Origin of the sequence: Micromonospora sp. R77, assembly GCF_022747945.1 — a bacterium.
Lineage (GTDB): Bacteria > Actinomycetota > Actinomycetes > Mycobacteriales > Micromonosporaceae > Micromonospora.
Genome location: NZ_JALDST010000001.1, coordinates 4,331,633 through 4,346,311 on the forward strand (window position 1 = coordinate 4,331,633; position 14,679 = coordinate 4,346,311).

Below are 14,679 nucleotides of genomic sequence, written 5' to 3' on the forward strand. Positions count from 1 at the left end.
GATCAGGATCACCGTCGCGTCGGTCCGGGGCGCCGACCGCGGCGGTCAGGCTGCCACCGACGGCGAGCAGCACGCCGAGGACCAGCCAACGCCGCCGGTGGCGGGGGCCTCGCGCCGGCCCGCCAGCCCCGCCACCGGGTCCTGCCGGGCGGCGGACCAGGCGGGCGCCAGGGCGGCGAGCACCCCGGCCAGCACCGCGACCGTGGCGATGGCCGCCAGCGCCGCCGGGAAGACGCGGTACCCGCCGAGCCGGGCGTGCGTCACGTACTGCTCCACCAGCGGCCGGCCGGCGAACGCGGCGGCGACGCCGAGCAGCAGCCCGAGCACCGCCCCGCCCGCCCCGAGCACCACCCCGTCGGCCAGCACCACGCGGCGCAGGTGCACGTGGTCGCCGCCGGCGACCGCGACCAGCGCGAGGTCGCGCCGCCGTCGGCGTACGCCGACCGCGAAGGCGGGCCCGACCAGCAGCACCACCTCCAACAGGCCGAGACCGCCGACCAGCACGGCGTTGCCGGCCTCGGCGGGGTCCGGCAGCGCGGTGGCCCCGGTGCCCATGTCGTCCCGCCCCGGCGCCGGGGTACGCGCGGTGACCACCACCCCCCGCGCGTTGAGCCGGTAGACGAACGTCCCGTCCGGCCGGCCCGGCAGGTCGACCAGCCAGCTCGGTACGGCCTGCCCCGGTCCGGTCGGTGTCGTGGACGGTAGCGCCACCACCTCGCCCAGGTTGTCCGGGAATTCCACCACCCCGACCACCGTGTACGTCCGGGCCCCGTCCGCCGTGGTCACCCGGTCGCCGACGCGTACCCCGAGGCGGCGCAGGGCCGGCGGGCTCATCGCGATCTCGCCGGGCCCGGTCGGCGGCCGGCCCGCGCGGAGCCGGGCCAGCGGCCGGGCCAGCGGATCGGTCAGGTCGAGCGCCAATGCCTCGAAGCCCACCAGCCGGCCGTCCAGGCGGACCTCGAACGGCATCCACCAGCGGACCGGGGTGACCCGGCTGCCCGCCGGGAGCAGCGCGGTCACCTCGGCCGCGGTGGCCGGGCGGGCCGGTGGCACCACCTCGGTGCGCTCGCCCCACCAGTCCTCGCCCCACGCGGTCTGGGTGATCGCGTTCCGGGCCACCCAGCGCAGCTCCACGTCGGCGGCGCCGAGCCGCCGGTCCATCCGTTCCGCCCGGCTCAGCTCGGACATGTCGAAGGTGACCGCGGTGAAGGTCAGCGCCAGCACCGGCAGCATGATCAGCGCCAGCACCAGGGCGGTCCGTCCGCGCGCCCGGCGGGTCTCCCGGCGCGCGATCCGCAGCGCGGTACGCCAGGAGCCGACGGTCCCGGCGAGCCGGCCCCGGCTCACCGACCGCTGCCGGTGAGCAACTGCTCGACGCCGGGCAGCGGCGCCGTCGAGTCGACCAGCACGCCGTCGCGGAGGAAGACCACCCGGTCGGCCCAGCCGGCGTGCCGCGCCTCGTGGGTGACCAGCACCCCGGCCGCGCCAGCGTCCACCCGACGGCGCAGCAGGTGCAGCACCGCCTCCCCGGCCTGCGAGTCCAGCGCGCCGGTCGGCTCGTCGGCGAGGACCAGCCGGCGCTCACCGACCAGCGCCCGGGCGATCGCCACCCGCTGCTGCTGGCCGCCGGAGAGCTGGTCCGGGAAGCGCCCGCCCAGCCCGGCGAGATCCACCTCGGCGAGCGCCGCCAGGGCCAGCCGGCGGGCCTGCCGGACACCGATGCCGTCGAGTTCGAGGGGGAGGGCGACGTTCTCCGCGGCGGTGAGGCTGCCGAGCAGGTTGAGGTGCTGGAAGACGTAGCCGATCCGGCGGCGGCGCAGGCGGGCCAGCGCCCGCGGGGCCAGCCCGCCGAGCGGTTCGCCCGCCACCAGCACCTCGCCGGCCGTGGGTCGGTCCAGTCCGCCGGCGAGCGCCAGCAGGGTCGACTTCCCGGAGCCGGAGGGACCCATCACGGCGACCAGTTCGCCCGGCCGGACCGTCAGGCTCACCCCGCGCAGCGCGGCCACGGCAGCCTCGCCGACGCCGTGCGTCCGGTGTACGCCCCGCAGCTCCAACACACTCACCGGGCGGTCTCCGTTCTCGATGTCACCGGCGCGACGTCACCGGCGGGACTGCTGGTCGGTGCGGTCCACCACCTCGGGGTGGTCGTGGCCGGTCGGTCGGGCGGGCGCGGGCCGGTGCCGCACCAGGCTGGTCTCGCAGTGGTCCAGCCAGCGGATCTCCGCCTCGGCCTGGAAGACCATCGCGTCCAGCACCAGCCGCCACGGCAGGTCCTCCGGCTTGTCGCTGGCGTACTTCAGCCGGGTCAACTCCTGCAACGCCCGCATGGTCGCGCTGCGCTGGGTCTGCACCACGGCCCGCACGTCCACGCCCGGGGTGGTCAGCGCCAGGGCCAGCTTGATCGCCAGCTCGTCCCGGGGACGGTCGGTGCGGCTGATCGGCGTGGCGAACCAGAGCGTCAGGTCCGCGCGCCCGGCGTCGGTGATCTCGTACGGCCGCTGCCCGCCCTCGTTCTCCGGCAGCGGGCGGACCAGGCCGTCCCGTTCCAGCCGGGCGAGCGTGGTGTAGACCTGCCCGATGTTCAGCGGCCACGTCGCGCCGGTCGACTCCTCGAAGGCGGCGCGCAGCTGGTAGCCGTACATCTGGCCGCGTTCCAGGAGGGCGAGCAGCCCGTGACGGATGGACATGGCACCGGAGTATGCATACCTGGTATGCCGTCCGCAACCGGAACGACGACCGCCGTAACCAGGCACGCGGTCGCCGCCAGCGGTCCGCCCGGGTCAGGCGGGCCGGCCCGGGAAGGCGACCGTGAGCGGAGTCACCCCGGCGGTGCGCCGCCAGCGGGTGGCCCGCAGCGCGCAGTCGGTCAGCGCGGCCAGGGCCCGGTCGCGGTCGGCGCCGGTGGTGTGCGGCAGCGCGGCCCGCCAGAACCCCGCCGTCCGCTCCTCGACCTCGACCGCGAGCCGCAGCGCGCTCGCCCGGTCGGTCACCGGATAGGGCAGGGCATAGCCGGCGTGGTCGGCGGGGACCTGCTCGCCACCGGAACTGAGCTGCAGGATCAGCGCGTCCCGACGAGCTCGGTGGGCCGCCTCGGCGGCGCGGGCGGCGCTGCGCGCGGCGTCGGCGAGGTGCACCCCGATCACGCCGTACGCCCAGATGGCCGCGTACTCGGCGGTGAGCGCGGCGGAGAGCGCCCCGGCGGCCCGGTGGGTGTGGTACGCGGGATCACTTCAACGCCTCCACGTGGGTCGCCCGGGCGGCGGCGATCGAGCCGAGCAGCGCGGCCTGCTCGGCCGGCGCGGCCGCACACGCCTTCGCCGCGCTCTCCCGGCCGGCCTGTTCCGCCTGTCGCAGCCCGGCCAGCAGACCGGCGGGGTCCGGCGCGGCCGACGCCGTCGGGCTGCCCGTCGGCCCGCCGGAGGGCCGGGCGGCCGATCACCCGGCGCAGTTCGTCGGCGTGCGCCCGGTGCGCGTCGGCGATCGGGGTGAGCCGGTCGGCCAGGCTCGGGTCGGCGGCGATCGCGGCCCGGTACCGGGCCTCCAGCGCGCCGGACTCGGCCGCCAGGGGTTCCAGCGGGTCGGGGGTCGGTTTCCTGTCGTTGCGGTCGAAAAGATCACAGCCGGTCAGCGGCCCGGTGGCACCGCCGAGCGCCACCAGCGCGCCCACGCGCAGCAGGTTCCGCCGGGAATGTCCGGGTGCTCCGTCGCGCTGTGTCGTTCTGCCCGTCGCCACCGGACAAGTCAACACCATCCGCGCCGCCGGGTGGGGCACCGGCGTCGGTGCGCCGCCGGCTCCGCCGACCGGCCCGCGCGTTACGCTCTGCGCAACCACCGGACGCGACCGCCCCGGTGGCGTACCGGCATGGCGAGCCGACGGCCCGTGTCCACCAGGACCGTGGGGCCCGCCGACCCCGGGTGGGCAGCCAGCACGGGCCGAACGCCCGGTCGATCAGGAGAAGGGTGCGCCGACATGACGCAGCGTGGCCGAGCCACCAGGCCGACGGGGCCGTCGGGGCGACCCCGGCGGACCGAGGGCCCGCGTGGCGGCGAGCGGGTCGGCGCCCCGCGCGGCGGTGACCTCGGTGCCCGCCGGGCGCGGCTGCGCGAGGTGATCGAGCCGGTGGTCACGGCGGCCGGCTACGACCTCGAAGACCTCTCCGTCTCCCGGGCCGGCCGGCGGCACGTCGTACGCGTGATCGTGGACGCCGACGGCGGGATCAACCTGGACGGCGTCGCGGACGTCTCCCGGGCGGTCTCCGCGGCGCTGGACGCCGCCGAGGAGTCCGGTGCCGACCTGGTCGCGGGGGAGTACCAGCTGGAGGTCAGCTCCCCGGGCGTGGACCGACCGCTCACCCTGCCCCGGCACTGGCGGCGCAACGTCGGCCGGCTGGTCAAGGTGACCGTGCGCGGCGCGGCGGCCCTGCCCGAGCAGCGGGCCGCCGGGGACCGGCAGCTCACCGGCCGGGTGGTCGAGGCCGACGACGAGCGCGTGGTGCTGGAGACCGACGCCGGCCGTGCGGAACACGGTTACGCCGAGCTGGGCCCCGGCCGGGTCCAGGTCGAGTTCCACCGCCTCGACGAGATCGACGAGGCGGACGAGGCCGACGACATTGACGACATCGACGACGAAGATGATGTGGAGGACGAGGAGAGGTGAACATCGACCTCGCGGCGCTGCGCGCACTCGAGCGCGAGCGGGAGATCCCGTTCGACACGATCCTCGCGGCGATCGAGACCGCGTTGCTGACCGCCTACCGGCACACCGACGGCGCGGAGCCGCACGCCCGGGTAGAGATCGACCGCAGGACGGGTGCGGCCCTGGTCTACGCCCAGGAGTTGGACGACGACGGCACCGTGGTGCGGGAGTGGGACGACACCCCGCACGACTTCGGCCGGATCGCGGCGATGACCGCCAAGCAGGTGATCCTCCAGCGGCTGCGGGAGGCCACCGACGAGGTGCACTTCGGCGAGTACGTGGGCCGCGACGGTGACCTGGTCACCGGTGTGGTGCAGGCGCACGAGACCCGTCGGGAGAAGGGCATCGTCAGCGTCGACCTGGGCAAGCTGGAGGGCGTGCTGCCGCAGTCCGAGCAGGTCCCCGGCGAGCGGTACGAGCACGGTGAGCGGATCCGCTGCGTGGTGGTGCACGTGGCCAAGGGCATGCGCGGCCCGCAGATCACCCTCTCCCGCTCCCACCCGGCGCTGGTGAAGAAGCTCTTCGCCCTCGAGGTGCCGGAGATCGCCGACGGCACGGTCGAGATCGGCGCGATCGCCCGTGAGGCCGGTCACCGGACGAAGATCGCGGTGCGGTCCACCGCCTCCGGCGTGAACGCCAAGGGCGCCTGCATCGGCCCGATGGGTCAGCGGGTCCGGGCGGTGATGAGCGAGCTGCACGGCGAGAAGATCGACATCATCGACTGGTCGGACGACCCGGCGACCTTCGTCGGCAACGCCCTCTCGCCGGCCAAGGCGCTGCGGGTCGAGGTGGTCGACCTGGCCACCCGGACGGCCCGGGTGACCGTGCCGGACTTCCAGCTCTCCCTGGCGATCGGGCGGGAAGGGCAGAACGCCCGCCTGGCCGCCCGGTTGACCGGTTGGCGGATCGACATCCGGTCCGACGCCGAGCAGGCCGGTACGCCCGCCCGGGGCGGTGCTGATCACGTACGGGAACCGGGCGGCGCGATCTCGAGCAGCTAGGGGTAGACTTCTTCCAGTGGTACGACGCGCGCAACCGGAGCGCACCTGTGTGGGCTGCCGGAAACGAGCGCCGGCCAGCGAATTGTTGCGGATCGTCGCGATCGGCGACGGGGCGGGACATCGCCTTCGACCCGATCCGACCCGCACGTTGCCGGGTCGGGGAGCGAACATGCACCCGGATCCGGCCTGCTTCGCGCAGGCGGTGCGGCGCCGAGCCTTCGGGCGGGCGCTGCGCGTCACCGGGATCGTCGATCACGGTGAGCTGGCGGAGCACGTCGACGCGCCAACCACTACGACCGGTCAACCCGATCGGTCGAGGGTCGCTAGCAAGGTAGGACGACCGACATGAGCACACGATGAAGTCCCTGAAATGACCAGGCTTCAAGTGCACGATTGAGGTCGCTGCGGGTGCTGCCCGCACGACCTCGAAGTGAGGAGTGCAGTGGCAGGAAAGGCCCGCGTACACGAGCTCGCCAAGGAGCTCGGGGTCGAGAGCAAGACCGTTCTCGCCAAGCTCAAGGAGATGGGCGAGTTCGTCAAGTCCGCGTCGAGCACCGTCGAGGCGCCCGTCGCCCGTCGGCTGCGGGGCGCTTTCGTCGCGTCCGCCGGTGGTTCCGCGGCACCGTCCGCTCCGGCGGCGGCCGCCCCGAGCCCGGCACCGACCCCGACGCCGACCCCGACCCCGGGTGCCCCCGGGTCTCGGCCAAGCCGATGCCGCCCCGGCGGCCGGCCGCGCCGACCCTGGACCGAAGCCCAAGGGCCCGGTCCCCGGCCCGCCGCAGCCGGCGACCCCGGTCGCCAAGCCGGCGAGCGCGCACGACATCGAAGTGGCGGCCGCCGAGGCGCGTGCCGCCGCCCTCAAGGCTGAGCAGGAGGCCGCGGTCAAGGCCGCGCAGGCCGCCCGCCAGCAGCAGCGCGAGAACGTCCGACGGGAGCCCCCGACCGAGGGTGGTCCCCGTCCGGGCCCGCGTCCCGCCCGAACGCCGTGCCGCCGCGTCCGGGTACCCCGGCCGCCGGTCGTCCCGGCGCGCCGACCCCGGGTGCCCCGGTGCCCGTCCGGGCGGTCGTCCGCCGGCGCGCGCGCCGGTAACAACCCGTTCGGTATCCAGGGCGGTCAGCAGCAGCGGCCCCCGGCCGCCGGTGGTCCGCGGCCCAGCCCGGCGGGCATGCCGCCGCGGCCGAGCCCGGCCTCCATGCCGCCCCGGCCCAGCCCGGCCTCCATGCCGAGCCAGCGGCCGACCACGGGTCGCCCCGGCGGTCCCGGTGGCGGGCGTGGTGGCCCCGGTGGCGGCGCGGGTCGTCCCGGTGGCGGCGGCGGTTTCCGTGGCGGCCCCGGTGGCGGTGGCGGCGGCGGTTTCCGTGGCGGTCCCGGTGGCGGTGGCGGCCCGGCGGCGGTGGCTACCGCGGTGGCCCCGGCGGCGGCGGTGGTGCTCCGGGCGGCGGTTTCCGTCCGGGTGCTCCGGCCGGTGGCGGTGGTCGTCCCGGTGGTGGCGGTCGTGGCCGTGGCGGCGGCGCCGCGGGTGCCTTCGGGCGTCCGGGTGGTCGGCCGACGCGTGGTCGCAAGTCCAAGAAGCAGCGCAGACAGGAGTTCGACAACCTGTCGGCCCCGACCATGAGCTCGGGTGCTCCCCGGGGTCAGGGTCAGGTCGTCCGGCTCTCCCGTGGCGCCTCGCTGTCGGACTTCGCCGACAAGATCAACGCCAACCCGGGTTCGCTGGTCCAGGAGATGTTCAACCTGGGCGAGATGGTCACCGCGACCCAGTCCTGCTCCGACGAGACCCTGCTGCTGCTGGGTGAGCACCTCGGTTTCGACGTGCAGATCGTCAGCCCGGAGGACGAGGACCGCGAGCTGCTCGCGCAGTTCAACATCGACCTCGACGCCGAGGTCGCGGAGGACCGCCTGGTCAGCCGTGCGCCGGTGGTGACCGTCATGGGTCACGTCGACCACGGTAAGACCAAGCTGCTCGACGCGATCCGCAAGGCGAACGTGGTGGCCGGCGAGGCGGGTGGCATCACCCAGCACATCGGCGCCTACCAGGTCCACGTCCCGCACGAGGGCGAGGACCGGGCGGTCACCTTCATCGACACCCCGGGTCACGAGGCGTTCACCGCCATGCGTGCCCGTGGTGCCCAGGTCACGGACATCGTGATCCTGGTGGTGGCGGCCGACGACGGTGTGATGCCGCAGACCATCGAGGCGCTCAACCACGCCAAGGCGGCCGACGTGCCGATCGTGGTCGCGGTCAACAAGGTCGACAAGCCGGACGCCAACCCGGACAAGGTCCGCCAGCAGCTGACCGAGTACGGGCTGGTCGCCGAGGAGTACGGCGGCGACACCATGTTCGTCAACGTGGCCGCGAAGCCGGGCATCGGTATCGAGGAACTGCTCGAGGCCGTCCTGCTGACCGCCGACGCGTCGCTGGAGCTGACCGCTCCGATCGACGGGCCGGCGCAGGGTGTCGCGATCGAGGCGCACCTGGACAAGGGTCGCGGCGCGGTGGCGACGGTGCTGGTGCAGAAGGGCACCCTGCGGGCGGGCGACTCGATCGTCGCCGGCGGGGCCCACGGCCGGGTCCGGGCCATGCTCGACGAGAACGGCAAGCCGGTGGACGAGGCCGGGCCGGCGCGTCCGGTCATGGTGCTCGGTCTGACCGCGGTCCCGGGTGCGGGTGACACCTTCCTGGCGGCCGAGGACGACCGCACGGTGCGTCAGATCGCCGAGCAGCGGCAGGCACGGCGGCGGGCGGCGTCCTTCGCCAACTCCCGCGGCCGGGCGACCCTCGAGACGCTCATGGAGCAGCTCAAGGAGGGCGAGAAGACCTCGCTCAACCTGGTGCTCAAGGGCGACGTCTCCGGTTCCGTGGAGGCGCTCGAGGACGCGCTGTTCAACCTGGACATCCCGGAGGAGGTCCAGCTGCGGATCATCCACCGGGGCGTGGGTGCGATCACCGAGAGCGACGTCATGCTCGCGAGCGCCTCGTCCGAGGCGGTCACGATCATCGGCTTCAACGTGCGGGCCGCCAACAAGGTCCGCGAGATCGCCGACCGCGAGGGCGTGGAGATCCGGTACTACACCGTGATCTACCAGGCCATCGAGGAGATCGACGCCGCGCTCAAGGGGCTGCTCAAGCCGGAGTACGAGGAGGTCGAGCTGGGCTCCGCGGAGATCCGCGACGTGTTCCGCTCGTCCAAGGTCGGCAACATCTCCGGCTGTATCGTCCGGTCCGGCATCATCCGCCGCAACGCCAAGGCGCGGCTGCTGCGGGACGGGTCGGTCGTGGCGGACAACCTCACGATCAGCTCCCTCAAGCGGTTCAAGGACGACGCGACGGAGGTCCGCGAGGGCTTCGAGTGTGGTCTGACGCTGGGCGGTTACAACAACGTCCAGGTCGGCGACATCATCGAGACCTTCGAGATGCGGGAGAAGCCGCGCGCCTGATCCGGTGCTGACACAGTGATCAAGGGGTTTACGCCGTCCGGCGTAAACCCCTTGATCATGTCAGGGGGTGACCGTAATGTCCGGGGCGATGTTCACGGGAACCGCGGTCTTCGACCTGCTGCTGCCGGGTGACTCCCGGTCGCTCAAGACCAAGAGATCATATGTACGGCCCATCGTGGCGGCGCTGCGCCGCTTCGAGGTGTCGGCCGCCGAGGTGGGTGCGCTCGACCTGCACGGTCGGGCCGAGATCGGGGTGGCCGTGGTGGCCGCCGAGGCGGCGCACGTCCGCGAGGTGCTGGACTCGTGCGAGCGGCTGGTGGCCGGCCGCCCCGAGGTCGAGTTGCTGTCGGTCCGCCGCCGACTGCACGGCACGGACGACTGACCCCCGGCCGTGCCGCTCACCGGAGGGACCGGTGCGCCGGGCGTGTCCCGCGCGGACCGCCGGCCGGGCGGGGCGGAGTCGGTGGGTCGGCGGGCGTGTCCTGCGCCACCGGCGGCGACGCGCGGCGGAAACCGCCGCACGGGTAGTGTTCGAGATGTTGGGCGGTCGGACCCGGCGCCCCGCGCCCCGGGTTCCGGCCGGGAGCAGGAAGCCCTGGAGGTGGGGGACATGTCGGATCCGGCCAAGGTACGCCGGCACGCGGAGCGCATCCGCGAACTGGTCGCGTCGGTGGTGCGGAGCCAGATCAAGGACCCCCGGCTCGGGATGATCACCATCACCGATGCCCGGATCACCGCCGACCTGCGCGACGCCACGGTGTTCTACACCGTGCTCGGTGACGCGGCGGCCCAGTCCAGCACCGCCGCCGCGCTGGAGAGCGCCAAGGGGCTGCTGCGCAGCACCGTCGGCAAGGCGCTCGGGCTGCGGCACTCGCCGACCCTGACCTTCGTCCTCGACGACGTGCAGGACCAGGTCAAGCACATCGACGACCTGCTGACGGCGGCCCGTAACGCCGACGCCGAGGTGCAGCGCCTCGCCGCCCAGGCGAAGTACGCGGGCGAGGCCCAGCCGTACCGGCTGGACGAGGACGACGACGCCGAGGTCGACGCGGCGGAGACCGCGGACGCGGTGGAGCCACGCGGCGGCGACCAGCGGTGACCGAGCCGGCCGCCGGGGCGCCCACCGGCGAGGAGTGGGCCGCCGCGGTCGCCGCGGTACGCGGACTGCCCGCCGACGCGCGGGTGCTGCTGATCTGCCACGTCAACCCGGACGGGGACGCGCTGGGCAGCATGCTCGGCTTCGGGCTGGGACTGCGCCGGCTGGGCGTACGGCACCTGCAGGCGACCTTCCCCGGGCCGCCGGAGGTGCCGGAGCCGTTCCGCTGGCTGCCCGGACTCGACCTGCTGGTGCCGCAGGACGAGGCGTACCCCGATCCGGAGCTGGTGATCTGCTTCGACGCGGCGAGCGAGTCCCGGCTGGGTGACCTGGTCGACCGGCTGGACTCGGCCGGCACGGCGCTGGTGCTGGACCACCACGCCTCGAACACCCGCTTCGGTGGCCTGCACCTGGTCGACCCGCACGCCGCGGCGACCTCGGTGGTCGTCCTGGGGCTGCTCGACCGGCTCGGGGTGTCGCTGGACGCCGACATCGCGGCCTGCCTCTACGTGGCGTTGAGCACGGACACCGGCTCGTTCCGGTTCGAGGCGACCACGCCGGCGGTGCACGAGCTGGCGGCCCGGCTGCTGGCCACCGGGATCCGACCGGGGGACATCTCCCGGCGGATCTTCGACACCCGCCCGTTCGGGGCGGTACGACTCTTCGGCGAGGTGCTGGGCCGGGCCCGCCTGGAGCCGGCGGCGGCGGCCGGCCGGGGCCTGGTGTGGACGTACGCCACCCTGGACGACCTGGCCCGGCACGAGCAGCCGCCGTACGTGCTGGAAGCCCTGATCGACTCCGTACGCTGCACCGCCGAGGCGGACGTGAGCCTGGTGGTCAAGCAGGTCACGCCCGGCGAGTGGGCGGTCTCGATGCGCAGCAAGGGCGCGGTGGACGTGAGCCGGGTGGCGGTGGCCCTGGGCGGTGGCGGGCACCGCTTCGCGGCCGGCTTCACCGGGCGGGGCACCGCCGACGAGGTGGTGGACCGGATCCGCGCCGAGCTGGCCGGGGCGCTGCTGCCGGGCTGAGGCCGGGTGCAGCCGGCCGGGCTCTGCCGGCCGGCTGAGACCGGGATCGACTCCGGGGCGTGCCGGACTTCCCGCGCTCCGTGACGGTGCGGACAATCGGGTGATGGAGCATCCCCGTGACCACGCCGCCGAGGCGCCGCGCGGGTGGGACCGGCGGGCCGTCTCCGTGCCGGTGCTGCTCTGCCTCTCGCTGGTCGGTGGGCAGCTGCCGTCCTTCTCCACGGGTGCGAACCTGTGGACCGTCGGCACCGGGGCGCTGCTGCTCTGTCTCGGGCTGAGCCGTCGCGTACCGCGCCGTCCCGGCCCGCGCCGGCTGCCGCCCGGGGCGCTCTGGTGGTTGCTGCCGATCACCGTCTTCCTCGGGTTCGAGGCGGTGACCTTCGCGTTCGAGCGGGGGCAGGACTTCCCGACCTTCTCCCGGCTGGCCGATCCGCTGCTGGAGGCCCGCCTGTTCCGGTCCGCCGCGTGGTTCGCCTGGCTGGCGGGGTTCTGGGCGCTGGTGCGGCGATGATGCGCGCGCTGGCGATCGGCGGGTTCCTGACCGCGCTGCTGCTCTTCGCCGCCGTCGGGTGGGCCGCCCGGCGGGACGGCGCCCGTATACCGCCGCTCGGTGACGTCTGCGCCGTCCTGATGCGCGCCGAGATCGGTCCCGTGCCGGTGGGGCGGATCGTGCTGCTCGGGTTCTGGTGGTGGCTCGGCTGGCACTTCCTGGCCCGCTGACCGTGCTGTCCAGATGGCGGGAAACGTGGACAGCATGTGGAAAGTAAACGTTAACTTGGGTGCAGGGCCGGTGCTTCGGCGCAGGTCCTGGGCGGTGGCGCACCACCCCGCGCCGCCTCCCTCCAGGGTCGATCGACCCGGGCTCACGCCGCCAGGCGGGCCGCTCCGGCAACCCCGGACCGCTCCCCGGCGTTCAGCACGACCGCCCGTAGGGCCACCGTGCGGTGGTCCCACCCTGGAAGGGAACTCTCATGGCGACCAAGACCAAGACCGAGACCAAGGCCTCCGACGAGGCGCGCGAGCAGATGCGCCGCGCGCTGCAGACCTCGATGGACACCCGTCAGTGACGCACCCGGCCCGGCGGTGATGCTGCCGCTCCGCCGCCAGCATCACCGCCCGACCGCGTCGCCGCCCACCCCGGCCGGGTGCGGGCCGGCGACCACCCACCCGGCAGCCCGCCGTCCGGACCACGGGTTCAGCGCCACCGGCGCCCGCGGCGCCCGGCACTGCCCTGCGCGACGCGCCGGCTGACCGGCCCGCCGCCGGGTCCGCGTAACAGCAGCGCGATCCCGACCGCCACGGGCACCGCCAGCAGCGGGCCGAGCAGGTACGCCCACCAGCCCCGGGGCTGCCCGTACACCAGGGCGGGGCCGAGCGAGCGGAACACGTTCATTGACGCGCCGGTGAGCGGGGACGCCCAGAGGCCGGCGAGAGCCAGATAGCCGCCGACCGCGACGGCGGCGAGCGGTCCCACGCTCTGCGCGCCGGAGGCGGTGCCCAGGATGGTGCTCAGCAGGCCGACGGTGAGCACCAGCTCCCAGACCAGGGCGAGCGGCGTGCCGACGGTCGGGCCGGGAACGGTCAGGCCGGCGGTCCCGTGCCCGCCGAGCAGCCCGGCGAGCAGTCCGGCCGCCGCGACCGCCCCGACGAACTGCGCGGCGAGATAGCCCGGCACGCGCCGCCACGGGAAGTCCGCCCGCAGGGCGAAGGCGAGCGTCACCGAGGGGTTCAGGTGGGCGCCGGAGACCGCCCCCATGAACAGGATGATCGACGACACCATCAGCCCGGGGGCGACCACCGCGGCGGTCCGGCTGACCGGTTCACCGCCGACGCGCTGGTTCACCACGCCCGGGCCGACCGACACCAGCACCAGCAGGAAGGTGCCGAGCAGTTCGCCGAAGAGCCGGCGCCACCAGATCGGGTCGGCGCCGTCGAGGAGCGGGTCGCCGTTGACCGCCATGACGTCACGGTACGGCGCTCGGTGGCCCCGCCGGCCCGGGTCGGGGGAACCGCCCGGAGGTAAGTGACGCGCGGGGTTGTGTCCCTTACCGGGGTCGTGCCAGGATCGGCGGCGATGAGTCAGACCGCCCGCACCCCGCCCGCGTCCACCGTCGCCTCGCCGCGGCGGATCGCCGGGCTCGCCCTGCCGGCGCTGGTCGTGCTCGCCGCCGAACCGCTCTACGTCCTGGTCGACACCGCCGTCGTCGGGCACCTGGGCCGGGTCCCGCTCGCCGCGCTGGCCGTCGGCGGCACGGTGATGACGCTGACCGCCTGGCTCGGCACCGTCGTCGCGTACGGCACCACGGGGCGGTCGGCTCGGCGGTTCGGGTCGAGCGACCGGGCCGCGGCGGTGGCCGAGGGCGTCCAGGCGTCCTGGCTCGCCCTGGCGGTCGGCGTGCTGGTGGCGGTCGGCATGCAGCTCGGCGGCGGGGCGCTGGCGCGTACCCTCGTCGGCGCGAGCGGCGCGTGGCCGACGCCGCCGCGCAGTGGCTGCGGATCGCGGCGCTCGGCGCCCCTGGCCTGCTGCCGCCGCCGCCGGCAACGGCCGGCTGCGCGGCATCCAGGACACCCGGCGCCCGCTGCTGTTCGTGCTCGCCCCCAACCTGCTCTCCGCGCTGCTCTGCCCGCTGCTGGTCTATCCCGCCGGGCTCGGCCTGGTCGGCTCGGCCGTGGCGAACGCGGTCGCGCAGGCCCTCTCCGGCGGCCTCTTCGCGGCGGCGCTGGTGCGCGAGCGGGTCCCGCTGCGGCCCCGGCCCCGACTGATCCGCCAGCAGCTCGTGCTCAGCCGGGACCTGCTGATCCGCGGGGTCGCCTTCCAGGCGAGTTTCCTCTCCGCCACCGCGGTCGCCGCCCGGTTCGGGGCCGCCGCCGTGGGCGCCCACCAGATCGCCCTGCAACTCTGGTTCTTCACCGCCCTGGTGCTGGACGCCCTGGCCATCGCCGCCCAGTCGCTGGTGGGCGCGGCGCTCGCGCTGGCGACGCCGCCGGCGCCGCGCGCTCGCCCGCCGGCTCGCGCTGGTCGGCGGCGTCTGCGGGGTGGCGTTCGCGGTGCTGATCGCCGCCGGGGCCGGCGTCGTCCCCGGCTGGTTCAGCGCCGATCCCCAGGTACGCGAGCAGGCGATGGTGGCCTGGCCGTGGTTCGTGGCGTTGCAGCCGATCGGCGGGGTCGTCTTCGCCCTCGACGGGGTGCTGATCGGCGCGGGCGACGTCCGCTACCTGCGCAACCTGACCATCGTGGCGGCGCTCGGCGGGTTCCTCCCGGCGATCTGGCTCGCCCACGGGCTCGACCTCGGGCTGGGTGGCATCTGGGCCGGGCTGCTGCTCTTCGTGGTGCTGCGGCTGGCCGCCCTGCTGCTGCGCCTGCGCTCCGGCGGCTGGGCGGTGGTCGGCGCGGTCCGCTGAGCGGCCGACCGGGGTCC

Annotated in this window: 13 protein-coding genes and 3 pseudogenes; 10 read left to right on the plus strand and 6 right to left on the minus strand. The window is 74.8% G+C overall.

What is annotated here, in order from left to right; translation table 11 throughout:
• Nucleotides 1-45: 45 nt before the first annotated feature.
• From MRQ36_RS20490 to MRQ36_RS20510, 5 genes and pseudogenes are all read right to left on the minus strand, one after another.
• Nucleotides 46-1,347 (minus strand): FtsX-like permease family protein, encoded by a 1,302-nt coding sequence (locus MRQ36_RS20490; RefSeq protein WP_242797772.1) that lies wholly within the window; start codon nt 1,345-1,347, stop codon nt 46-48.
• The gene (locus MRQ36_RS20495) at nt 1,344-2,063 is read right to left on the minus strand and encodes an ABC transporter ATP-binding protein (protein ID WP_242797774.1); all 720 of its coding nucleotides are present in this window, start codon (nt 2,061-2,063) and stop codon (nt 1,344-1,346) included. Before MRQ36_RS20495 ends, MRQ36_RS20490 begins: the two co-directional genes overlap by 4 nt.
• 36 nt (nt 2,064-2,099) lie before the next feature.
• Nucleotides 2,100-2,687, minus strand: coding sequence for a PadR family transcriptional regulator (locus tag MRQ36_RS20500; RefSeq protein ID WP_242797776.1), 588 nt, complete (start codon nt 2,685-2,687; stop codon nt 2,100-2,102).
• Nucleotides 2,688-2,780: 93 nt separating this feature from the next.
• Entirely contained in the window at nt 2,781-3,158 is a 378-nt protein-coding gene (locus MRQ36_RS20505; protein ID WP_374251163.1) for a ferritin-like domain-containing protein, read from the minus strand.
• A 67-nt stretch (nt 3,159-3,225) separates the two neighbouring features.
• Nucleotides 3,226-3,676 (minus strand): annotated as a pseudogene (locus MRQ36_RS20510) (hypothetical protein).
• 294 nt (nt 3,677-3,970) lie between these two features.
• Between MRQ36_RS20510 and rimP the strand changes: the two are divergent.
• The 9 genes and pseudogenes from rimP (at nt 3,971) to MRQ36_RS20555 (ending at nt 11,980) form a co-directional block, all read left to right on the plus strand.
• Nucleotides 3,971-4,657 (plus strand): ribosome maturation factor RimP, encoded by a 687-nt coding sequence (rimP, locus tag MRQ36_RS20515; RefSeq protein ID WP_242797780.1) that lies wholly within the window; start codon nt 3,971-3,973, stop codon nt 4,655-4,657.
• A complete protein-coding gene (nusA, locus tag MRQ36_RS20520) occupies nt 4,654-5,697 on the plus strand; it encodes a transcription termination factor NusA (RefSeq protein WP_242797782.1) in 1,044 nt (347 codons plus the stop codon). The genes rimP and nusA overlap by 4 nt, the downstream gene beginning before the upstream one ends.
• 16 nt (nt 5,698-5,713) lie before the next feature.
• On the plus strand, nt 5,714-6,046 hold the full coding sequence (locus MRQ36_RS20525; RefSeq protein ID WP_242797784.1) for a YlxR family protein: 333 nt from the start codon (nt 5,714-5,716) through the stop codon (nt 6,044-6,046).
• Between the two features lie 93 nt (nt 6,047-6,139).
• Nucleotides 6,140-9,136 (plus strand): annotated as a pseudogene (infB, locus tag MRQ36_RS20530) (translation initiation factor IF-2).
• An 88-nt stretch (nt 9,137-9,224) separates the two neighbouring features.
• A complete protein-coding gene (locus MRQ36_RS20535; protein ID WP_242797786.1) occupies nt 9,225-9,518 on the plus strand; it encodes a DUF503 domain-containing protein in 294 nt (97 codons plus the stop codon).
• 228 nt (nt 9,519-9,746) lie between these two features.
• Complete coding sequence (gene rbfA / locus MRQ36_RS20540; RefSeq protein ID WP_242797788.1) at nt 9,747-10,235, plus strand: 30S ribosome-binding factor RbfA; 489 nt, start codon at nt 9,747-9,749, stop codon at nt 10,233-10,235.
• Nucleotides 10,232-11,260, plus strand: a complete 1,029-nt coding sequence (locus MRQ36_RS20545; RefSeq protein WP_242797790.1) for a bifunctional oligoribonuclease/PAP phosphatase NrnA — start codon at nt 10,232-10,234, stop codon at nt 11,258-11,260. The genes rbfA and MRQ36_RS20545 overlap by 4 nt, the downstream gene beginning before the upstream one ends.
• A gap of 103 nt (nt 11,261-11,363) precedes the next feature.
• Nucleotides 11,364-11,771, plus strand: coding sequence for a hypothetical protein (locus tag MRQ36_RS20550; protein WP_242797792.1), 408 nt, complete (start codon nt 11,364-11,366; stop codon nt 11,769-11,771).
• Complete coding sequence (locus MRQ36_RS20555) at nt 11,771-11,980, plus strand: DUF6186 family protein (RefSeq protein ID WP_242801244.1); 210 nt, start codon at nt 11,771-11,773, stop codon at nt 11,978-11,980. Before MRQ36_RS20550 ends, MRQ36_RS20555 begins: the two co-directional genes overlap by 1 nt.
• Nucleotides 11,981-12,455: 475 nt before the next feature.
• Here MRQ36_RS20555 and MRQ36_RS20560 read toward each other — a convergent pair whose 3' ends face one another.
• Nucleotides 12,456-13,220 carry an MIP/aquaporin family protein gene (locus MRQ36_RS20560; RefSeq protein ID WP_242797794.1) on the minus strand — a complete coding sequence of 255 codons (765 nt, stop codon included), beginning with the start codon at nt 13,218-13,220 and terminating at the stop codon, nt 12,456-12,458.
• Between the two features lie 114 nt (nt 13,221-13,334).
• On the opposite strand from MRQ36_RS20560, the pseudogene MRQ36_RS20565 reads away from it, so the two are divergent.
• Nucleotides 13,335-14,662 (plus strand): annotated as a pseudogene (locus MRQ36_RS20565) (MATE family efflux transporter).
• The last annotated feature ends 17 nt before the right edge of the window (nt 14,663-14,679 follow it).

What these genes read in the sequence shown, in the direction of transcription:
- MRQ36_RS20560 (WP_242797794.1), bottom strand. Translation starts at nt 13,220, where the DNA reads ATGGCGGTCAACGGCGACCCGCTCCTCGACGGCGCCGACCCGATCTGG.
- rbfA (WP_242797788.1), top strand. Translation starts at nt 9,747, where the DNA reads ATGTCGGATCCGGCCAAGGTACGCCGGCACGCGGAGCGCATCCGCGAA.
- MRQ36_RS20555 (WP_242801244.1), top strand. Translation starts at nt 11,771, where the DNA reads ATGCGCGCGCTGGCGATCGGCGGGTTCCTGACCGCGCTGCTGCTCTTC.
- rimP (WP_242797780.1), top strand. Translation starts at nt 3,971, where the DNA reads ATGACGCAGCGTGGCCGAGCCACCAGGCCGACGGGGCCGTCGGGGCGA.
- MRQ36_RS20550 (WP_242797792.1), top strand. Translation starts at nt 11,364, where the DNA reads ATGGAGCATCCCCGTGACCACGCCGCCGAGGCGCCGCGCGGGTGGGAC.
- MRQ36_RS20500 (WP_242797776.1), bottom strand. Translation starts at nt 2,687, where the DNA reads ATGTCCATCCGTCACGGGCTGCTCGCCCTCCTGGAACGCGGCCAGATG.
- MRQ36_RS20535 (WP_242797786.1), top strand. Translation starts at nt 9,225, where the DNA reads ATGTTCACGGGAACCGCGGTCTTCGACCTGCTGCTGCCGGGTGACTCC.